Origin of the sequence: Shouchella hunanensis, assembly GCF_028735875.1 — a bacterium.
GTDB lineage: Bacteria > Bacillota > Bacilli > Bacillales > Bacillaceae_D > Shouchella > Shouchella hunanensis.
Map to the genome: position 1 here is coordinate 2381254 of NZ_CP117834.1, position 20663 is coordinate 2401916.

The following is a 20663-nucleotide window of genomic DNA, read 5'->3' on the forward strand; positions in this document are numbered from 1 at the left end:
TATAGAAGTAAGAAGATTGGAGAATAGTATGGATAACTCCTTTGAAAGGAAGCAGTCAATGAGCGGCGAAAAGGTAATGGAGCTTAAAGGCATTACATATAAGGTTGATGAGACAATTATTCTTAAGGAATTAACAGGATCGTTGAATAAAGGGAAAATTACGAGCATCGTGGGGCCATCAGGAGCTGGGAAAACGACTCTATTTCGCTTATGCAATGGAATGAGAACACCAACGACTGGAACTATTTTATTCAATGGCGAAAAGCTTGAAACATACGGACCTTCCGCATTGCGTAGAAAAATCGGCATTGTTATGCAACAGGCTACGATGCTAACGGGCACAGTAAAAGAAAACTTACTACTGCCTCTTACGCTAGCGGGTCAACAAATAAGTGATGTAACGATAAAACAATCATTAGAAGAAGTAGGGCTGTCAACGACGTTAATCAATCAACAGGCAAAAGAATTATCAGGTGGTCAACAGCAGAAGCTATCCATTGCCCGCACGTTGTTAAATCAACCAGAAGTATTGCTATTAGATGAAATTACGTCGTCGTTAGACCGTGTATCGGTTCAAGAAGTTGAACGTCTGATTGTAACGATTAATGAAAGCTATGGCACAACCATCTGTTGGATCACACATCAAATTGAACAAGCTAAGCGTTTGTCTCACGATAGCTGGGTCATGATGGACGGGGAATTAATCGAACAAGGAACGGTGGAGTTGTTAACAAATCCTAAAGATGACCGGGTGAAGGCATTTCTTCAGGAGGAGCCTGTATGAGTTTGACAACACTAATTCTTACGCTCATTTTCGTGCTCATACCGTTACTATTGTCTCAAGTGCTAAAGTTAGGCTTAAATCGTGACATCCTTGTGGCTACAATACGTTCAATTATTCAACTACTTGCTGTTGGCTACATTTTACAATTCGTTTTTGATTCAGAAAGCTATCTGTATATATCACTGATGATTGTGTTAATGATTACAGCTGCAACACAAAATGCAAGAAAAAAAGGGAGAGCGATTCGTGGAATTACTTGGAAACTAATTGTGACGTTTCTGACGATTCAAACTCTTACTCAAGGTATCTTATTAGGGTTACACATTACACCTGCAACGGCTCAATATATTATTCCGATTAGTGGAATGGTTATTGGAAATTCCATGGTGCTAGGGATCTTATTTTTAAATCGATTTACTGCGGAAGTGGAATCGAAAAAAGATGAGGCTGATCTGATTCTAAGTTTAGGTGGGACACCGAAACAAGCCATTCAGAAGCAATTAATTTCTTCCATTCAGGCTAGTACAATTCCTACAATAGAAAGTCAAAAAACGATTGGGCTTGTCCAATTACCAGGAATGATGAGTGGACAAATTATTGCTGGGGCTGATCCAGTTCAAGCCGTACTGTTCCAATTGCTCATTTTATTCCTATTGTTAACAACTGCAATTGTCACAAGCATTATGCTTGGTTTCTTATCCTACCCTACATTGTTCAACGAACGAATGCAGTTCATGCGTTAAAGAATAAAAAGACACGGCATCATGCCATGTCTTTTTATTCTGCTTGTCGCTTAAACGATTCAATTAACTGTAAAGTCGGTTCTAAATCTTCAAGCGTAATTTGATGCGCGTCTTTCTTGTGTTTCATGATTGCTTCTAAGGCATGGTAAAAGTTACTGTAAATATACAAATGCTTGTTTTCATCAATAGAGTAACTATTCATGTACTCTTTGATTCTTTTTTCCATTGTCTTTTCGAGAAAGTGTAAACCGTCTGATTTCGTTTGGAACTCCTTCATTTACATCCCTCCTACTTATCCACTTCCCATAGTAGCGAGTGTTGAAACAAAAGGGTGGGTGCTCATTTACTTCTTATTAAAGTGAAATCCTTGGTTATTGAGTGACTTACTTGTTTGTGGAATTCCTTTATCGTGACTATAATAACGAGCCACTGTTTCCGTCCATGTTTTTTGAATAGGGCGAGACTGCATGTATGTTTTCATTTTGTCTTCATAAGCTCGGATGTGTGGCAACTGATCGTGTTGATAGGCGTCTTGATGGTAAAACGAATCAATGGGCAAACGTGGTTTTAAGTCATTTTCTTCAGCAGGGTGACCAATGACAAGCCCAACGATAGGAAAAACGTATGTTGGTAAATCTAATACGTCAATAATTTGATCTGATTTTGTTCGAATGGCTCCAATTGGAACAATACCGAGGCCAAGAGATTCAGCAGCGGCAATGGCATAGCCCATCGCAATTCCCACGTCAGTTGTGCCTACAAGCAAAGTATCGACATTTTCTGTAGCCTCAAAGGTTTGTCCATTTTGTTCTAACGCTTGATGTATTCGATGAAAATCTAAATTAAATGAGAGAAAAACAGGTGCCTGGTCAATCCACGGTTGACCAATGATGTCAGAAATCTGCTTTTTTTTCTGTTGATCGGTCACACCAACAATGCTGAGTTGTTGTCCATTTCCCCAAGTAGGCGCCGCTTGAGCCGCCTGAATTATAGTTTGAAGCTGTTCTTCTTCGATAGGATTTGGTAAGTAGTTTCGAACAGAATAGTGATTAGTCAATACAGATATGGTTTCATTCATTTGTTATCCCTCCTATAGCTGTTATACCAAAAAAAGAGAAGCGACGCATGCAATGAGGATTCTATGCTATGATTTCAGTAATTTATGAACGAAAAAAAACGACGAAGCGTTTATTTCGTCGTACTAGTGTGATTGTCAAGAATGGCGGTTGTGAGGATGGTTAGTAACTCTTCTGATAAAGGTGTGTCATGACTCATGGCTGCAATGCTTTCTTCTTCTATATCGTCTGAGACATTACGCAGTCCATGTCCCATTTGATCAATTAAGTAGAGCTCGCTATCCTGATTCGCTTCATGTAGTAGATAAGCATCATCAACTGGTATTTGCTGGTCGTTGTTTCCATGAATGATGTATGTGGGAAACGTAGCCTGTTCAATTAATTCAACTGGGCTGACCGCCATCCATGAGGACAAAAACGGTTGAACATTTTGGTTGAAAAGGGATTCAAGCTCTAGGCTAACCTCTTGGACAAGATCTCCCTGTACAAGCTGTTCAATAATATCTGCAGATTCTTGTAGGAGCTCTGGTGTAATAAACGGATCATTTTCTAACTGCTCAACTAATATTTCATCAATGGTTCTTCCAGCACCAGCAACGGAAGAATACGACTGAACTCCTTCTTGGAGTGCTGCTCCTAAGCCAACTAGTGCTCCCTCGCTATGTCCGATCAGATGGACAGAAGAAAACGATTCCTGTTCTTGTGCATAACGGAGCCAAGCTTGTGCATCAGTAATATAATCATCAAAGCGGGTTTCTATACTATTTGGCGCAAGGGAGAGATTATCGCCTATACCTCGTTTGTCATATCGAATGGTTGCGATACCATGGTCATTTAAGTGCTCTGCCATACGCTTTAAATTATCATTTCGTCCAGGCATTAAATAAGAGTTTCCGTGTTTATCTGTCGGTCCAGAACCAGGAAGGATAAGTGCAACAGGTATGTCGCTCGAATCGTTCTCTGGTACATCTACCTTTGCTTTTATAAGCTCAGTTGACTCAAGCGAAATCTCTGTTAATTGCTCTTCTTCCATGTAGCGCAGTTGGAAGGGGAGGTTTTGGCCAAGTTGAGTAAATTCTCCTTGGATGTTATCGCCATCCCGTTCACCAGAAAATAGAATCGTTTGATCTTGTATGGTTGTCTCCAATGAAAGTGTATCATGGTCTGCATTGACCACGTTAAAAGGTTCATCAAATATCCCTTGAATTGGAATCGATAACGTTGCTGTCTCATTTTCAACAGATATTTCAATTGAGAGCGGTTGCATAGGAATGACAATTTCGCCTTCCCATGTACCTGCAAATGCCTCCAGTGGGTTGATTCCAGGCTCTTCAATCGTTTCTTGTTGACAGGCAGTGAGAAAAACAAATAAAAAAACACAAGATGTGTAGAAATAGGATGGTTTTTTCATCCACAAGTCCTCCTTCACATGTTCTAATGGCTTTATGTACAGAATTAAAGCGTAATCAATGAGACGTTACTTCGTCAAGTGTCTAGTAGATAGATTCGATGCGTCTCGGTAGAGTCCTTGAAATTTACTAAAAGTTTACAGAAAAAAGATACAGGTAATAGTCTAAGAAAAGAGGGACTAACATGAAAATTCCTTTTAGGGTCGGTGTAGTAAGCTGGATTGTCTTGCTCAGTTATTTCGTTTATGAGCCGTTTGCCATTCGAGCTTCTCTTGCCCCGTATTCTTATTTATCACAACCAATGAGTGACTTAGGAATAACAGAGTGCGGTGTAGGCACTTATCCGTGGGCTGACTATTTTATTTGCTCACCGCACGCACCAATTGTAAATAGTCTTTTTCTTTTAACTGGAATGGTTCTTTTAATAGGGTTGTGGAGTGTGAAAGAAAGACTAGAGTTGAGCAGAATAGGAAGAGTTGGGTTTGCTTGCCTGTTCCTTTTTGCAGTGGGCTATAGCTTTAGCGTTATACCAGCAAATGTAAGTTTTGAATGGCATACGTATCCGGCGTTAGTAATGATCGTAGTGGCACCTGCTCTTTTCTGTATCAGTGTAAAACTAAATAAAGGAAAAATGCTAACCATTATAAGTGCAGGACTATTGACGATAATCAAAGTAGGCATTATAGCTGTCGCTTTTCTTCCAATTGAATGGGGTGGGTTACTCCAACGCTTATTCTACTTCGTCTTTTATTGTTGGGGCCTTGGAATGATGGTTCGATTGAAAGGAAAATAAGAAAAATAAAAAAAACCAAAGGCCTCAAGTAAAGTAGACCTTTGGTTTTTTTTATTTTTTGCGAAGCAGGATAAAGACAACCAGCGCAAGTTGGATGGCAATACAGAGGACGGTTACGACGATAATACTTGGCATACTGTTCTCTACTACAATCGCTGAATAAGCCCATATGAACACGAGAGGATAAAAGATATCTCGATATGAAAAAGCAATCATGACAGCAAGTAATGTCCCAACGAGAAGCATAATGATCGTCCATGGTACTTCACTCAATCCTAAAAAGGTTGTGGTATCGCTTTGTACAAACCATGTAAATATATTGACAATGGTAGCAACAGATACCCAGCCGAGATAGATGGAGAAAGGCAAGCGATCGTACCAGCGAAAATCAAGACGATTGATCTTGAAGTAAATGACAATTAATGTGAGTAGCAATCCAATAATAATAATGACCGACAGGAAGACCCATTCCTGTGTAAATGCAATAATCCATAAACTATTTAAAAGAAAGTTCGCTGGCAACCAATAACCAATGCGGGTGTAAATCTCTCCGCTCCAGCGATTCACAAAGAAGATACGCATAATCCAAATGAATAAGAGAAAATAAATAATTCCCCAAATGGAAAAAGCAAATCCTGCGGGTTGAATCAATGCTTGATCTTGATTCGCAACAGTGCCAACATTTGTCGCAGACATATAATTTGTCACAATCATAAAAGCAAAAAAGAGTAAATAGATAACGCCTAAGCGTGTGGTTTGTTTCATGGTGGCCCTCCTTCTACTATTCCTATTTATCTATATTCACCCTTTTATTTCGACATAAACGTCGGATTGTAAATATTTTTTAATGAAACAGCCATAATTGTTCTATTAAGTTACTTTTCATTCATCCACCTATGTAATTGTTCCTTGGAATCAGAGGCAACATTTTCAGATAAACGTGCACACGCAAGGATGGGAAGCCAATTTAATACTTCTTCTTCATTTAAATTCCCTTTCGCACAGTAAAGGTATAAGTAAAGTGTGGCCAGCGCTTTAGAAATGCTTGCGTACAGTAAGTAAGAGCGACAGGCATCAGCGCAGGGAAAGCCAATACTCGCATCTACCCAATCGATCATACTTATTCCTTTTTTTGTTTTAATCAGATTAAAGAAATGAAAATCTCCATGACAGAGACTCTGGGAAGTCGATGATTCGACGAGCTGTTGTAAAAGATTTAGGAGATGATGCTTTCTGGAGGAAGAGAGATCATCTACTTGATGAATTTGGCGTTCTATCTTTTGTGGCATTAATTCTATTTTTTCTGTCTTTTTTAGTGGGATTCTATGTAGGTGATGTTGTTGCTTAACTGCGGTTAACATACATTGATCCAATGTGTCTAGAGCTTTCCAGCAATCTGTACCCAATGGTTCTCCATCCACATAGTCAAGAATTAAAGCGTGTTGTAGTTGATACGAGGTAATGCGGTGAACACCAGGAACAAAGAGATTAAGTTGATGTGCAAAATGATGATTTCGATATTCTTTTTCAACTTCTTCAGCGGGTAAATGAGGATGGTATAATTTGATAGCGAAATTTCCTTGGCGGTAGAGAGTAGCTGTATTCCCAAACGCAAACGGCTTCCCTAACGTTGGGTGTGTAAAATCAGTCTCAGCATTTGGTTTCTTTTTTTCATTAAAAAGCAAAAGATCTTCTCTGGCTTGTGTTAATAAAGCAGCATAGGTATTGTCCATAATGTTGCACTCCTTTCGACTTATCTTCAGTTAATCACATAGCAGGTTATTTGGACATGGTTGTCGACTACTGTTTCTACGTATAAAGCAGACCATGTATCTTCTGAAATAATTGTAAAAAGAAACAGCCAAGCTAGCTACCTCGGCTGTTTGTATTATTGAGCATAGGATCAATTTTTTTAGTAAGTTGAACGCGATCTACTTTTTTGTCGTCCATATCCAAGATCTCGAAGCGTAGTTCCTTATAATCAAGTTGTTCTCCAGCTGTAGGCAAATAGCCGAATTGCTGAATCAGGAAACTGGCTAGATTATCTTCTTCTTCTGGGATGTTGACATGAAAGACGTTATTTAATCGACGAAGGGAGATTTTGCCGTCGCAGACAAGACGTGAGTCTGACTGTTCTTCAATTAAGACATCGTCAACATCTGTTTCATCTTCAATATCTTGGCCAATCATCGCTTCAATTAAATCTTCATGTGTAATGATCCCTTCTGTCCCACCGTATTCGTCTAATACAATGGCAAAATGCTTCTTTTCTTGTAACATTTTTTGGAAGACACGGTTGACTGGATGAAATTCATAGACATAGAGTGGCTGTAAATCTGCCATTTCTTTAAGGGGTTTTGTGGGTTCTTGGCTCCATTTCAATACAAACTTTGAATGGAAGACACCGATTATATGGTCAATATCCTCTTCGTAAACAGGGTATCGTGTATATTGGTTGTTCAATATGATTTCTTTTGCTTCTTCAAATGTACTGTCGGCTGGTAATCCTTGTACGTCGATTCGTGGTGTTTGTAGAACATCTGCCACATTTAGCTGTTCAAAGTCGAGCATCCCTTTTAAACGATACACTTCATCATTTTTGAACGTACCTTCTATATGACCAATATCCACCATTGCACGCATTTCCTCTTTCGAAAAAGTCGCTTCTGTCCCGGCATTTTTGCCAAGCAATCGAATGACAAGACGTGTGAATGCATTAAGAAGAAAGGTAAAAGGCTTTAAAATTTTCAGTAATAAATTGGTAAGCGGGTATACAGCATAGGAAATTTTCTGTGGGTAAGCCGCAGCCACAGATTTAGGGAGTACTTCTGCGAAAATGATAATTAAGACTGTTAATACACCAGTCGCAATACCGACATTTAACCCATAATCAATGGCAACAATGGTTACAAGTGATGGAAGAATAATATTTGGGACGTTATTTGCAATAAGGATGCCTGGAATGAATTCTTCCGCGTTATTTACTAGCTTTAATAAACGCTCGGATTTTTTATCTCCTTGAGCCGCTTTCGTTTGTAGTTTAATTTTATTTGTTGCAGTTAGAGCCGTTTCACTACCAGAAAAGAAACTTGATGCAATAAATAAAAGGATAATCGCAACGAATATCAAGATGTTTCCTCCAATTTTAAGTTGTCAGTTGTAACAGACTTCAGTAATGAACCATTGTACCAAGAAAACAGGCAGATGAAAAGAATGAAGAATAGAATGTTTTCGTTAGTGTTCGTTATTTAAAAACGTTTATACGTAATGTAGTTGTGGTTAAAAGGGATATAGTGTTCAAGTAGATTCATGGTAAGATGAAGAAAAGTTTGAAACGAAATGGAGTCGGTAGCGTGATTCACTTTTATCTCGGAAGAAGTGGCAGTGGTAAGTCGACGAAACTTAAAAAAGAAGCGATCGACCAGCTAAATCGCTTTCCTATTGAAGGGCCTGAACAGCTGTTTCTTGTTCCAGATCAAATGTCTTTCCAAGTTGAATATGAGCTTGCAAAAAAGTCAGGAGGATTTTCTAAGTTAAGTGTTCTAAGCTTGCAGTCATTAGCAGAAAGAATTCTTGTAGAAACGGATCAACAAGAGCTACCGTTGCTTGACCGAACAGGCATGCACGTTTTGCTTAGGAAAATCGTTGAAGAACAAAAGGAAAAGTTGCGGATTTTTAAGCGTTCAAGTCATGCAACCGGTTTTGTTCAAGAGATGGAACAAGTCATTATAGAGCTCCGTCAGCAAGAACTAACCGCAGATGCGTTTTATAAAGCAAGTAGGAATCAGTCACAATTGATTCAAGACAAAATGCATGATATCTATATCGTCTATAAAGGGTTTGAACAAGCTTTTCAACAGCGGTTTACGGACAAAGAAAATCAACTTAAGCATGCTACGGACGTATTGGCAACGTCAAATGTTGTAAAAGATGCGGTCATTTATGTGGACGGGTTCTATGATTTTAATAAGCTAGAGCGTCGGTTTTTAACGACACTGTTTAAAGAGGCATCGTCTGTACAGATTGCATTAACGTTAGACAAGGATGCAACATTGGATACGTTTTTCTACACGAATGAGACCTATCAAAGGTTAGTAGAAACGCTTCAACAACAAGGTTTATCTTATAAAACGAGTTGGTTTGAACCGAGCTTGCGATTTAAGAGAAAAGGCATTGCATCATTAGAAGAAGCGCTCGTGTATCAAGATCACGAAAAGCGAGAAAATGACGGCAGTGTCCAGTTAGTAGAAGCGGTAAATCGACGGGTTGAAATAGATGCACTTGCCCGTTCCATTCGGTCTTATGTACGAACGGAAGGCTATCGATATTCAGACATTGCCGTTGTAACCAGGGACTTAACTCTTTACAGTGATTTAATTGAACGAATCTTTCCGATGTATGACCTGCCGTTTTTCGTTGACCAGACAAAGCCAATGATTCATCATCCATTAATTGAGTTTATTCGCTCTTCCTTAGAAGCTATCATGCAGCGTTATCCTTATGAAGCGCTTTTTCGTGCTTTCAAAACCGATTTATTTATTCCACTTGATGAAGATTCGATACGCTTTCGCGAACAAATTGATCAGTTAGAAACGATTGTTCTCGCGCAGGGAATAAAAGGAAAGTTATGGTCAACGGATGTAGAATGGCGAGTGAAAACCGCACGACATGGATATGAGGATGAGCCAACAGAGGAAGAAATGGAAACGAATCACGCTGTAAATGAATTGAAAAACCAATTAATCGCACCTCTTAATCAGTTAGAGAAGCAGATAAAGCAAAGTAAAACTATTTTCGAGATGAGTCGAGCCCTTTATACCTTCTTTGAAGCTTTATCTATTCCTGACAAGATAAATCAGGTAAAAGAACAAGCGGAAGCGGAAGGGGCTATTCAACTAGGTAGTGAATATCAACAAGTGTGGGACGGAGTCATACGAATTCTAGATCAGCTTGTTGAAATTGGTGGAGACAATGCCACAACGCCCCAAGCGTTTCTTAAGACATTAAATGCTGGTTTTGAGAATATGAGCTTTCGAATGGTGCCACCGGCGATTGATCAAGTAACAGTCGGTGATATGGAGCGATCCCGCTTGCCAAAAGTACGCGTAACATTTGTCATCGGTGTAAATGAAGGTGTGATTCCATCAACGCCTAGAGACAAAGGGATTGTTAGTGCACAGGAGCGCCATGAACTTAAAGAAAAGGGCGTCTCTTTCGGTTATAGCTCGTTTGATCGAATTTGGCATGAACATTTTTATGCGTATATAGCGCAAACAAATGCGGAAGAAAAACTGGTTGTCTCTTATGCTTTAGCTGATGAGGAAGGGGCAGCCTTATTACCTTCCCCGCTCATTCGCTATATAAAAGACACACTTGATTCTGTTCCATTCACCTTTGTCCAAAATGAGGCCGATGCAGTTAATGAGAATCATTCGATTGAATATGTATCACATCCGAAGCAAGCTTTTATGGAACTCATCCGTCAGCTTCAAAAATGGAAGCAGGGTGAAACAATTGATTCCATTTGGTGGGACGTGTACCACTGGTTCATTCAGCAGGAACATTGGCAGAGTCGTTTGAAAATGGGGTTGCAAAGCCTAGATTATGCATATAAAGAAGTGCCATTGCCCATCGAAAAAGCAAGGGACTTATATGGTTCGGAGCTCGTGATGAGCGTAAGTCGTATGGAATTATTTAAGCAATGTTCGTTCCGACATTTTAGTCAATATGGGTTGAAATTAAAAGAAAGAGATGTTTATAAATTAGAAGCATTTGACATCGGTGAGTTGTTTCATATGGTGCTGAAATTGATGTCCACAAAGCAAAAGGATCGTAATAAGACATGGAAGAAGCTATCGTACGACGAGTGCCGTGAGATGACAATAGCGGCAGTGGAAGAAGTCGCTCCTATTATTCAAAGGAAGATTTTACTAAGTACAAGTCATTATCAGTATATTACTGACAAATTAAAAGAAATTGCGCTAAACGTAACAGAAGCACTACGTCAGCAAGCGTTACTCTCGAAGTTTGAGACAATTGGGCTAGAGGTTGCCTTTGGTCCACAGACGAATTTGTCCCTCCCTTCGTATTCACTTGAACACGGTATGAATATGACCGTACGAGGGAGAATTGATCGGATTGATCAAGCAAAAGTTGATGGACAATCTTACTTAAGTATCATTGATTATAAATCAAGTGCAACAGCGCTTGCTTTCTCTGACGTAATAGAAGGGCTATCCTTGCAAATCCCTGTTTATTTAACGGTTGCATTAAAGGGTTCCAAAGCATGGTTAGACGAACCGTCACAAATTGGCGGCATGTTCTACTTCCATATTCACAACCCGGTGCTAGAAGATGCAGAACACGCAGAAGAAGAACGCCTAAAAGCATTTAAGTTAAGTGGGTGGATGCCTAAGGATCGTCAACTAGCAACGCTCTTTGATCAGTCGCTAGAAGAAGCAGCGAAGTCGAAAATTGTGCCAGTAGAATTTAAAAAAGATGGCACCTTTCATAGTCGCTCAAAAGTCGTAACAGAGGATGATTTTCGCACACTCTTTGCATACACGGAACAAAAGATTGTTGAAATTGGCAATGACATTGTTAGTGGAAAAACAGAGGTGAAGCCGTTTCAACGTGAGAATGGTCATGTCGCTTGTAGCTTCTGTCCAATGCAAGCAGTTTGTCAATTTGACCCGACGTTACCTGGCTATGACTATAACGAAATTTATAAGAAAGCGCATCGAGATGCACTTGAAGAGATGCGCGACATTCTTGGTGAAGGAGAGGGTGAAGATGCCTAAATGGACGTTACAAGAAAAGCCAGCAGATGTTAGCTGGACGGATGAACAGTGGCAGGCGATCTCTCTTAAAGGTGGAAATATTCTTGTCGCAGCAGCAGCAGGTAGTGGGAAGACTGCTGTTCTAGTTGAACGAATTGTTAAGCGAATGATTGATCCAAATGATGAAGCTGAGATGGATCGATTACTAGTTGTAACATTTACAAAAGCAGCCGCAGCAGAGATGAAGGCACGTATTGGTAAACGGATAGAAGAGGAGTTAAGTGTTCGTCCTTCACCTTATTTAAAACGCCAGTACCGTTTATTAAACCGAGCCACAATATCCACCCTACATTCCTTTTGTTCTGAACTCATTCGTGCCCATTATTATGAAATTAATGTTGATCCGACGATTCGATTGGCAAATGATACGGAAAGAGAATTGCTTAAAGAAGAAGTGCTAGAAACGTTACTAGAGCGTTATTACGCCTTGGATAAAGAGACAATGCCCGACTTCTACACAATGGCAGAAGCATATAGTGGAGATCGCTCAGATACAAGTCTAAGAGCGCTCCTTTTACAACTATATACGCGTTCCAGGTCCCATCCTGATCCAGATAGGTGGCTTAATGAGAGTGCGAGGATGTATGAACATCCGTATGACGATGTAGGCGAAAGTCCATGGGGGAAAATCATTTTAGAAGAAGTGTTTAGCTTTGTGTCAGGGGCCATTGCCAATCATACACGAGCTCTTCAACTCGCTGAGCGAGGTGATGGACCTGCTTTTTATCATGAACGACTAACAGAAGAGGTTGTAGCACTTGAAGGGCTTACCAAGTGTCAATCTTGGGATCAGTTGTATCAACAGCTGCATGATTTTACTTGGAAACGTCTACCTAGTAAGAAAAAAGATGATCCAACCGATCCTCAATTAATGGAACGAGTAAAAGGACTACGGGATGATAGTAAAAAATTAGTGCAAAAAGCCCAAGAACTTTTAATGACTGATGCACAAGAGAACCGGTTGCGCCTACAACAGATGCAAGGTCGTGTCCGTATGTTAACAACCCTTGTAAAAGAGTTCGCTAAAGCGTACCGAGAAGAAAAAGCAGAACGTTCGTTGATGGATTTTGATGACCTTGAACACTTTGCTCTCGACATTCTTAGTGAAGAATCAATTGCAGAACCGTCTGCCATTGCACTGCAATACAAAGCCCGGTTTCAAGAAGTGTTAACGGATGAATATCAAGACACCAATCAAGTCCAAGAAGCAATCTTGCAATTAGTCGCAAATGGCGAGAACCGTTTTATGGTAGGAGATGTTAAACAGAGCATCTATCGCTTTCGGTTGGCGGAACCGGGTTTGTTTATTGAGAAACAAACAACGTATGCGAAGATAGAGCGCCCTCTGGATAAACTGAAAGAAGCAAAAGGAATTCGGATTGATTTAGCGCATAACTTTCGTAGCCGTAAAGAAGTGCTTGACGCTGTTAATTACGTGTTTGCACAGACGATGGACAAGCATGTAGGGGAAGTAGAGTATGATCAAACGCAAGCGTTGCAATACGGTAACCTTGACTATGGAATAGAAGACGAAGGTTATGACGTTCATGTTGCTTTACTTGAAAAAGAGGATGAGGACGACGCCAGTGGTTTTGAATTATCCGCAGAAAAAGAAGCGAAATGGACAGCGAATAAAATTAATGAATTACGAGCGAGTAAATACCTCGTTTATGATAAAAGGCAAAACCAAATGCGTCCAATTGAATATCGGGACATAACAATTTTAATGAGATCCCTTCCATCGTCTCCTGTTTTTGTGGACGTATTTAAAAGAGCGGGTATTCCACTTTTTTCAGATCGAGATGAAGGCTATTTTCGGCATGTAGAAGTGCAAATTATGCTGTCATTATTGAAAATTATTGATAATCCTTTTCAAGATATTCCGTTAGCGTCGGTACTGCGTTCACCAATTGTCGGACTCCAAGATGATGAGCTAGCAAGTATACGCCTACATGATCAAGAAGGGTTCTTTTATGAAGCCATGCAGGCCACTCTTTTAAATGAAAACCAAGAAGGAAATTGGTTGGAGAAGCTTGCTCATTTTAATCAGCAACTTCAAAATTGGCGGACGAGAGCACGAACGACTGCGTTATCTACATTTATTTGGGAACTGTTTACGGAAACTGGGTACGATGTATTTGTAGGTGGTTTGCCTGGAGGAAAGCAACGACAAGCCAACGTGCGAGCCTTGTACGATCGTGCAAAGGCGTTTGAAGATACATCGTTTCGCGGCATCTTTCGGTTTCTGCGTTTTGTTGAGCGGATGGAAGAGCAAGGAGACGATTTTGAGAGTGCACGTACCATTAGTGAGCAAGAGAATGTTGTTCGCTTAATGTCGATCCATAAAAGTAAAGGGCTCGAATTTCCAGTAGTCTTCGTAGTAGATATGTGGAAGCAATTTAACTTAATGGATACGAGACGACAAACCCAAATTCACCAAACATTAGGATTTGGCTCGACCTACTTAGATGTAGAACGACGTGTGAAGTACCCTACAATGGCAGAGGCGGCAATAAAGAAATTGCAAGAAAGAGAGCAAATATCGGAAGAACTTCGTGTGCTGTATGTAGCTCTAACGAGAGCGAAGGAAAAGCTGTTCCTACTAGGAAGTGTTAAAGAAAGAGAAGCAAAGTTGGAAGCATGGATAGAACAGGCGGAGTCTTCTCTTTCACTACATGAGCGCAAGCAGGCTCGTCGGTTCTTTGACTGGATCATGCCTGTTGTTCTCCGACATGAAGATGTGAATCGTGTTTCTAACAAGAAGGAGCATCCGTCAAAGTGGACGCTCGATGATATGGTGGAAGTACCTTCATTAGCACGTACTCAACCTCAGTCAACAAATACAACAGTTCAATTGCTACAGCAATTAGAACGATTAGATGGACGAACTGCTGGAATGGAGTGTGAAGTGGAGCGTCGACTTGCTTTCAATTATATATATCCTGTAGCTACCAAAACAGCGGCGAAACAAAGCGTGACCGAATTAAAACGAAAAACCAACTGGTATTCTCTTGATGAGGAAATGAATACGTCTCGGAAAAACGTCATGCATTCGATGAAGGAGCCACGTTTTTTAAAAGGGGATCAGAAGCTAAGTTCTACTGAAAAAGGATCGCTTATGCATCGTATTATGCAGAGGCTATCATTTCAGACAAAGGATCCGTCTCATATTAAGCAAGAGATTGAAGCCATTTCAAATCGGCTTGCGTTGAAAAAAGAAGAAAGAAGCGCCATCTCATACCAACGCATTATTGATTTTCATCAATCATCAGTGGGAACTCGTTTACTCAATTCGAAAAAAGTGAAAAGAGAGGTGCCTTTTTCCTATGTTCAACCTAAGCAGCAATTCTCCTCTCAAGAAGAGGGAGCAGAAGAAGACGGCGTGTTAATTCGAGGAATTATTGACGTGTTATGGTGGGATGAGAACGGTGAGTTGTTTTTACTTGATTATAAAACCGATCGCATTCAATCTTCTGGCTTAGAGAAACAAGAGGTCGAAAAGGTCTTGAAGGAACGTTATGAGCACCAAATCGCGCAATACAAGCAAGCAATTGAAGCCATTTGGAATGTACCGGTAAAGGAATGCTGGCTGTATTTCTTTGATGGCGGTATCGACATTCAACTATTCAAATAAAGGCAACTGTGTGTACAAAGGTAAAAGCGCCTGACTCATTGAGAAAGGCGCTTTATCATTTAAGAAGGTGTAGGATTGTCAATTTTTCGATCCTTGCCAGCAGCATAACCAAATAAAGAAATGCCGATAGCCGCAGCCATAAGAATCAGGAGTGGCACAGTCCAACTTTTTGTACTGTCCGCGATGAATCCAAGAAGGAATGGTCCTGTAGCGGCAATCATATAACCAACTGATTGTGCCATACTAGAAAGCTGTGAAGATTGCTCGACAGTATGGGTACGCAAGACAAAAAACATCATTGCTAAACTAAAAGTCGTCCCCATCCCCATACCTGTAACAATAAGAAATAGTATAGTGAACGAAGATGCGGTTAGTGCGACACCAGCAAGTCCTATTAAAAATAATAGTCCTGACGCAACAGCAAGCCACGTTTGACTCTTTAATTTAGCTGCAAAAATCGGAACAAAAAACGTAGCTGGGATGAGTCCTACTTGCATTAACGCCATAAACCAGCCTGCCTCACTTTCTGTAAACCCTTTATTCAGTAGGATGTCTGGTAGCCAAGTGAACAAGCTATAAGGAATGAACGATTGAAGTCCCATAAACAACGAAACGCACCAAGCGAGCTTCGATTTAAAGATGGAAGGAGAAGGTTGGTTATCTACTTTTCCAGGAACTTTTTTTCGAGACGACAACATAACAGGTAGTCGTAAGCAAATAAAAAAAACAGCAATAGCCGATAATATGGCCCATAAAAGCAAAGCCTGTTGCCAGTTGAAAGCGCTTGATTCAGCTATCGGTACGGATAAGCCGGATGCAAATGCACCAAAGAGATTCATAGAAACAGAGTAGATGCCCATCATAACACCAATTCGTAATGGAAAACTAAGCTTAATTAAACCAGGCATTAAGACGTTTCCGACTGCTATACCAAGACCGAGAAAAAGGGTACCTACTAACAATAACGGTGTATATCCGAGGGAGCGGAACACAATGCCAATGGTTAATACAATCATAGCGAATAAAAGCATGAATTCCATCCCTGTTTTCCGAGAAATTCTTGGTACAAGAGGTGAGAACAAACCAAACATAAGCAGCGGTAATGTATTGACTAAGCCAATAGTTACATTTGAAATGCCTAAATCTTCTCTTATAAAAGGAATTAACGGTCCAAACGAAGTCATTGGCGATCGTAAGGTAGCAGCAATCAATAAGATAGACACGAGTAATAAAAACGTGTAATAGGATTCTTTGTTGTTCGTTTGCAGCTTTTGCATATCAATCTCCTTCATAGTGAGTAAAACGTCTTTGAATCACAATGCTTCATTTTACTCCTGTGGAAGAACGGAAATCAAGCTTTCTTTTAGCTCATCCATTAATAGGAAATGTCAGTGGTTCATGATAGAACGAGTAGATCAGCTTCATTGAAAACGCTATCAATGTTCGCTCGTTTAATGAAATGAAACGAGTCAACAAATGATAAGGGTACTTCTTTTATGTTATAATTAAAACTATTCAGTCTAAAAGATTCAGCAGAGGTGCGGTTAAACAATGAACACAGTGAGTATCGCTGGCTGACTTTTGAAGACGCAAAGAGTATGTTGTCAATACCAGGGACAGGAGATGTTCTATCGTTTATTGAAGACCATTTTGTGTATAAAAAGCCAAAGAATTTTTTGAGAATTGAGGAAAAGGAATGTTCATTGTAAATGTAGAAGGGGCAGTTTGGAATGATGGAAAATGACTTGTTATTGAAAGAAGCTCAAAGGAAGCACATGCAGGAGGACTACTGTCATTAGTAGGTGGTAAAGTCGATGCATCTGGAATCGATAAAGATGTATTAGAAAAAACGATACAGCGTGAGTTTTTAGAAGAAGTTGGTTTGAAATTGAAAGACGATATGGTCTATGTGCGCAATACGACTTTTGCAGTGAACGGAAAACCTGTCATTGACCTTGTGTTTCTATGTGAACGAGAAGAAGGAAGTCAACCTTCAATCGTAAGTGCAGATGAGGTTGCAGACATTCATTGGATGACCTTTGAGGAGATCCAATCACATAGCAAAGCACCAGATTATTTTATGGAAAGTATTTGTATGGCAGAGAAAGTACGATTACGCCAAAGGGAGTGATACATTTGGAAAAGCTGTTAAAGCAAGCATTAAGGGAATCGTATGAACTGAATATGGATCAGGTGAAGGCCGTTACAAACGAAAACAACAACATAATAACCGCGATTCGGTTCTGGCTCAATTGCAATCGGTTCTTCCCAAATACTCTCAGCAAAAACAAGTCCTCTTTCCCCGTCTTGATTAAAGTGATTCACTTCACTGATGCCGTACCTGAAACCAGGCTCATGCAGCACTTCCCAAAATTGATTCGATTCGGTCGAAGCCATACTCAACACATCATCTTCATTGGAGTAGAGATTTAAGGTAGTTCCATCAACTTCAAAATCAGTCATGTTCGAGAAATGTTGTCGTTGTGGGGTTATAGCTGGAGAGATGGGAAGAGTAATGTTGTGTGCTTGAAAAAAATAGTATACGAGATAGCCATCCAGTCTTATAAAAAGAGATTTAGACGAATTATCATTGTTATTTCTGATAAGACCAATTTTGGGGATTAAATGATACGGTTTATTTTTTAGTAAAGAAACGAGGGTTGCAATTGGTCTGCAACCCTCGTTTGAGGGAAAGGTAACACATTTTTCACAATCAATTTTAAGCAGTCGGTCTGACGATTATTTCGTTCACATCGACATTTTCGGGTTGTTTGATTGCATAAAGAATTGATTGGGCGATTGCATTCGAAGGTAAAGAGATCCTTCTGTACTCTTTCATGACCTGTTTCGCTTCTTCATCGGAAATACTTTCGGCAAGCTCAGACTCCGTTACGCCTGGCGCAATGTTTGTGACACGAATGTTTGGCCCAGTCTCCATTCGAAGTCCTTCAGAGAGCGCTCGAACTGCAAATTTAGTAGCGCAGTAAACTGCTGCGGTAGGGGAAACTTCATGCGCACCAATGGATGATACATTGATAAAGTGACCGAATTTTTGTTTATTCATGATTGGGAGTCCAGCTGCAATGCCGTGAAGAACACCACGAATATTCACATCAACCATTTGATTCCATTCATCGGTTTTTAAGGCTGCTAGCTTTGAAAGGGGCATCACTCCGGCATTGTTAATAAGGACGTCGACTTGTCCATAGCGGCTATTCACATAGGTGACAAATTCATTCATTTCTTCTTTGTTTGTGACATCTAACCGTCGATAATCGGCTGATCCACCCTCACGAATGATATCGTTCGCGATCGCTTTAAGATTGTCAGTGCGCCTTGCTCCTAAAACCACATGTGCGCCTTCTTGGGCAAGTAGGCGTGCTGTAGCTTCACCAATACCGCTGCTCGCTCCAGTAATCATGATGACTTTCTCTTTAATTGTAGACATCTTCTTTGCACCTCATTTTCTGTTAGTCTCCCGGTATAAAACCATTCCAGCGTGATAGAGAATTCCATTTCGAAATTCTCCATCAGCGGTAAACCCCGTATCATCGATGTAATCAATCTGATTTCCATTAACCGTATAATGACCTTGATAGGCACTTTGTTTCGAGCCGCGGGCCTCATCATAACGTCCATTGGCTAAAAGCTCATGGCGAATGTATCCGTCTTCTGTGACCCAAATCCCAATATAGGCGCTGCTATTTAATGATTGAGACAAGCTTAATCACCTCCTACTCGTTTCATCGTATCTTAATGAGGAACAGACCCGGTAGCCTATTCGGGTTGGGTTATTGCCTAATCCTCCAGAAATAATTATTGTACGAGTTTGAATAAAAGGAATATAATTTAAGTAATTACTTAGCGGTAGGAGTTGTTTGGATGAACAATCATATAAAAGAACAACAGGTGGAACTCTCACATATCATTCACCGACATTGTGAGAATGACGGGGTTCATTTTACGGGGATTCCTCAACTTTATTTCATTCGATCTTCTTTTAAGTCAACACCAATCCATACCATTCATGAACCAGCTTTATGTATTGTTGCACAAGGAGAAAAAATCGTGGTGCTTGCACAAGATCGGTATCAATATGATGCTTCTCATTACTTAGTTGTATCATTTGATTTACCTATTTCTGGTGAAATCATTACTGCCACTCCGGAAAGCCCCTATTTGTGTCTTCGTTTAGATTTTGAACAAAAGCAAATCGTTGATCTAATGATGAATACAGATCAAGCGCTCAGTAAAAAGTCAAACTCTAAACCAGGACTATTCGTGAATCAGACAAAAGCCGAAATGTTTGAAGCTGTGTTAAGACTTGTGCGTTTGCTCGATACGCCAAAAGACATTCCGGTTCTTGCCCCTCTAATGATTCAAGAAATCCTTTATCGATTACTTGAAGATGATAATAGTGATTCGATTAAACAGATTGCCATCGTTGGGGGACACGGACAAAAGATTGCGCAAGTTATTAACCGGATAAAACAGGATTTTACAAAGGCGTTATCGATGGAAGAACTAGCTTTGTCTATTAATATGAGTTCTTCATCGCTGCATGACCATTTCAAAAGAGTGACGAAATTAAGCCCCTTGCAATATCAAAAACAGTTGAGGCTACAAGAGGCTCGGCGTTTAATACTATCTAGCGAAACCGACGCAGCAACTGCTGGATTTCGTGTTGGTTATGAAAGCCCTTCACAATTCAGCCGTGAATATTCCCGATTATTTGGTCAACCACCAATGAAAGATTTAAAACGATATTTAAGTGCTAATAAATAACGGATGAACATGCTACCTAGCATTTCATCACTTAGTTAGTCATCATTTCATCGATGACCTTTGAGGAGATCCAATCACATAGCAAAGCACCAGATTATTTTATAGAAAGTATTTGTATGGCAGAGAAAGTACGATTACGCCAAAGGGAGTGATACATTTTGAAAAGCTGTTAAAGCAAGCATTAAGGGAATCGTATGAACTGAATATGGATCAGGTGAAGGCCGTTACAAACGAAATGTTTTCATGTTCAAGTGGTCATAAGCGTTATTTTGTTCGCGTAACAAATTATAAAACGATAGTAGAGCAGCAAGCAGAAGTAGACTGGACCGTTTGGCTACATGATAAAGGGCTGGCTGCACCGGAAGTTCTGTTTTCGAAAAGAGATCGTTCAATTGAATCAATCACTTATAAAGATAAAGAAATACGCATGGTTGTATATCGGGCAGCACCAGGTGAGCATGCAAAAAAAAAGGAATGGAATAAGGAGACGTTTGAACGATTAGGAGAAGAGATTGGACGGATTCATTCAATGTCTAAATTGTATCAAGGAAATACGCGGGCCATTAATGATTGGCACATGAATGATGAATAAAATTGGAG

Annotated in this window: 18 protein-coding genes; 8 read left to right on the plus strand and 10 right to left on the minus strand. The window is 40.1% G+C overall.

From position 1 onward, the window contains the following. The first annotated feature begins 58 nt into the window (after positions 1-58). The gene (locus tag PQ477_RS12090; RefSeq protein ID WP_060704903.1) at positions 59-784 is read left to right on the plus strand and encodes an ABC transporter ATP-binding protein; all 726 of its coding nucleotides are present in this window, start codon (positions 59-61) and stop codon (positions 782-784) included. After that, positions 781-1527 (plus strand): ABC transporter permease, encoded by a 747-nt coding sequence (locus tag PQ477_RS12095; protein WP_274271986.1) that lies wholly within the window; start codon positions 781-783, stop codon positions 1525-1527. The genes PQ477_RS12090 and PQ477_RS12095 overlap by 4 nt, the downstream gene beginning before the upstream one ends. A 34-nt stretch (positions 1528-1561) precedes the next feature. Here PQ477_RS12095 and PQ477_RS12100 read toward each other — a convergent pair whose 3' ends face one another. The 3 genes from PQ477_RS12100 to PQ477_RS12110 all read right to left on the minus strand — a co-directional run bounded on the left by PQ477_RS12100 (position 1562) and on the right by PQ477_RS12110 (position 4014). Next, the gene (locus PQ477_RS12100) at positions 1562-1804 is read right to left on the minus strand and encodes a hypothetical protein (protein ID WP_274271987.1); all 243 of its coding nucleotides are present in this window, start codon (positions 1802-1804) and stop codon (positions 1562-1564) included. 66 nt (positions 1805-1870) lie between these two features. Then, complete coding sequence (locus tag PQ477_RS12105) at positions 1871-2605, minus strand: NADPH-dependent oxidoreductase (protein ID WP_144558243.1); 735 nt, start codon at positions 2603-2605, stop codon at positions 1871-1873. A 110-nt stretch (positions 2606-2715) separates the two neighbouring features. Then, positions 2716-4014 (minus strand): alpha/beta hydrolase, encoded by a 1299-nt coding sequence (locus PQ477_RS12110; RefSeq protein ID WP_052007514.1) that lies wholly within the window; start codon positions 4012-4014, stop codon positions 2716-2718. 182 nt (positions 4015-4196) lie between these two features. Here PQ477_RS12110 and PQ477_RS12115 point away from each other — a divergent pair, with 182 nt between their 5' ends. After that, a complete protein-coding gene (locus PQ477_RS12115; protein ID WP_144558247.1) occupies positions 4197-4805 on the plus strand; it encodes a hypothetical protein in 609 nt (202 codons plus the stop codon). Positions 4806-4856: 51 nt separating this feature from the next. Here PQ477_RS12115 and PQ477_RS12120 read toward each other — a convergent pair whose 3' ends face one another. The 3 genes from PQ477_RS12120 to PQ477_RS12130 all read right to left on the minus strand — a co-directional run bounded on the left by PQ477_RS12120 (position 4857) and on the right by PQ477_RS12130 (position 7934). Continuing rightward, positions 4857-5570 carry a TspO-related membrane protein gene (locus PQ477_RS12120; RefSeq protein WP_274271991.1) on the minus strand — a complete coding sequence of 238 codons (714 nt, stop codon included), beginning with the start codon at positions 5568-5570 and terminating at the stop codon, positions 4857-4859. Positions 5571-5680: 110 nt separating this feature from the next. Further along, positions 5681-6538 (minus strand): phosphotransferase family protein, encoded by an 858-nt coding sequence (locus PQ477_RS12125; RefSeq protein WP_274271992.1) that lies wholly within the window; start codon positions 6536-6538, stop codon positions 5681-5683. A 133-nt stretch (positions 6539-6671) separates the two neighbouring features. Next, positions 6672-7934 carry a hemolysin family protein gene (locus tag PQ477_RS12130; protein ID WP_490723214.1) on the minus strand — a complete coding sequence of 421 codons (1263 nt, stop codon included), beginning with the start codon at positions 7932-7934 and terminating at the stop codon, positions 6672-6674. A 224-nt stretch (positions 7935-8158) separates the two neighbouring features. Between PQ477_RS12130 and addB the strand changes: the two genes are divergently transcribed. Continuing rightward, positions 8159-11605 carry a helicase-exonuclease AddAB subunit AddB gene (gene addB, locus PQ477_RS12135; protein ID WP_274271993.1) on the plus strand — a complete coding sequence of 1149 codons (3447 nt, stop codon included), beginning with the start codon at positions 8159-8161 and terminating at the stop codon, positions 11603-11605. Continuing rightward, on the plus strand, positions 11598-15278 hold the full coding sequence (addA, locus tag PQ477_RS12140) for a helicase-exonuclease AddAB subunit AddA (RefSeq protein WP_274271995.1): 3681 nt from the start codon (positions 11598-11600) through the stop codon (positions 15276-15278). The genes addB and addA overlap by 8 nt, the downstream gene beginning before the upstream one ends. Positions 15279-15337: 59 nt before the next feature. Here the strand turns inward: addA and PQ477_RS12145 are convergent, their stop codons facing one another. Beyond that, the gene (locus PQ477_RS12145) at positions 15338-16555 is read right to left on the minus strand and encodes a CynX/NimT family MFS transporter (protein WP_144558256.1); all 1218 of its coding nucleotides are present in this window, start codon (positions 16553-16555) and stop codon (positions 15338-15340) included. A gap of 473 nt (positions 16556-17028) precedes the next feature. On the opposite strand from PQ477_RS12145, the gene PQ477_RS12150 reads away from it, so the two are divergent. Further along, positions 17029-17409, plus strand: coding sequence for an NUDIX hydrolase (locus PQ477_RS12150; protein WP_274273572.1), 381 nt, complete (start codon positions 17029-17031; stop codon positions 17407-17409). A 29-nt stretch (positions 17410-17438) separates the two neighbouring features. On the opposite strand, the gene PQ477_RS12155 is transcribed toward PQ477_RS12150, so the two are convergent. The 3 genes from PQ477_RS12155 to PQ477_RS12165 form a co-directional block, all read right to left on the minus strand. Further along, the gene (locus PQ477_RS12155; protein WP_274271996.1) at positions 17439-17741 is read right to left on the minus strand and encodes a hypothetical protein; all 303 of its coding nucleotides are present in this window, start codon (positions 17739-17741) and stop codon (positions 17439-17441) included. A 256-nt stretch (positions 17742-17997) separates the two neighbouring features. Beyond that, positions 17998-18726: an SDR family oxidoreductase gene (locus tag PQ477_RS12160; RefSeq protein WP_144558261.1), complete on the minus strand. Its 729-nt coding sequence runs from the start codon at positions 18724-18726 to the stop codon at positions 17998-18000. 12 nt (positions 18727-18738) lie between these two features. Then, positions 18739-18999, minus strand: a complete 261-nt coding sequence (locus PQ477_RS12165; RefSeq protein WP_060704886.1) for an Atu4866 domain-containing protein — start codon at positions 18997-18999, stop codon at positions 18739-18741. Positions 19000-19160: 161 nt separating this feature from the next. Here PQ477_RS12165 and PQ477_RS12170 point away from each other — a divergent pair, with 161 nt between their 5' ends. Both PQ477_RS12170 and PQ477_RS12175 read left to right on the plus strand, forming a co-directional pair. Further along, the gene (locus tag PQ477_RS12170; RefSeq protein WP_274271998.1) at positions 19161-20063 is read left to right on the plus strand and encodes an AraC family transcriptional regulator; all 903 of its coding nucleotides are present in this window, start codon (positions 19161-19163) and stop codon (positions 20061-20063) included. Positions 20064-20211: 148 nt separating this feature from the next. Further along, positions 20212-20655, plus strand: a complete 444-nt coding sequence (locus PQ477_RS12175; RefSeq protein ID WP_274271999.1) for an aminoglycoside phosphotransferase/kinase family protein — start codon at positions 20212-20214, stop codon at positions 20653-20655. Positions 20656-20663 lie beyond the last annotated feature (8 nt).

What these genes read in the sequence shown, in the direction of transcription:
- PQ477_RS12100 (WP_274271987.1), bottom strand. Translation starts at nt 1,804, where the DNA reads ATGAAGGAGTTCCAAACGAAATCAGACGGTTTACACTTTCTCGAAAAG.
- PQ477_RS12155 (WP_274271996.1), bottom strand. Translation starts at nt 17,741, where the DNA reads ATGACTGATTTTGAAGTTGATGGAACTACCTTAAATCTCTACTCCAAT.
- PQ477_RS12105 (WP_144558243.1), bottom strand. Translation starts at nt 2,605, where the DNA reads ATGAATGAAACCATATCTGTATTGACTAATCACTATTCTGTTCGAAAC.
- PQ477_RS12110 (WP_052007514.1), bottom strand. Translation starts at nt 4,014, where the DNA reads ATGAAAAAACCATCCTATTTCTACACATCTTGTGTTTTTTTATTTGTT.
- PQ477_RS12170 (WP_274271998.1), top strand. Translation starts at nt 19,161, where the DNA reads ATGAACAATCATATAAAAGAACAACAGGTGGAACTCTCACATATCATT.
- PQ477_RS12120 (WP_274271991.1), bottom strand. Translation starts at nt 5,570, where the DNA reads ATGAAACAAACCACACGCTTAGGCGTTATCTATTTACTCTTTTTTGCT.
- PQ477_RS12160 (WP_144558261.1), bottom strand. Translation starts at nt 18,726, where the DNA reads ATGTCTACAATTAAAGAGAAAGTCATCATGATTACTGGAGCGAGCAGC.
- addA (WP_274271995.1), top strand. Translation starts at nt 11,598, where the DNA reads ATGCCTAAATGGACGTTACAAGAAAAGCCAGCAGATGTTAGCTGGACG.
- PQ477_RS12095 (WP_274271986.1), top strand. Translation starts at nt 781, where the DNA reads ATGAGTTTGACAACACTAATTCTTACGCTCATTTTCGTGCTCATACCG.
- PQ477_RS12125 (WP_274271992.1), bottom strand. Translation starts at nt 6,538, where the DNA reads ATGGACAATACCTATGCTGCTTTATTAACACAAGCCAGAGAAGATCTT.
- PQ477_RS12090 (WP_060704903.1), top strand. Translation starts at nt 59, where the DNA reads ATGAGCGGCGAAAAGGTAATGGAGCTTAAAGGCATTACATATAAGGTT.
- PQ477_RS12115 (WP_144558247.1), top strand. Translation starts at nt 4,197, where the DNA reads ATGAAAATTCCTTTTAGGGTCGGTGTAGTAAGCTGGATTGTCTTGCTC.
- PQ477_RS12145 (WP_144558256.1), bottom strand. Translation starts at nt 16,555, where the DNA reads ATGCAAAAGCTGCAAACGAACAACAAAGAATCCTATTACACGTTTTTA.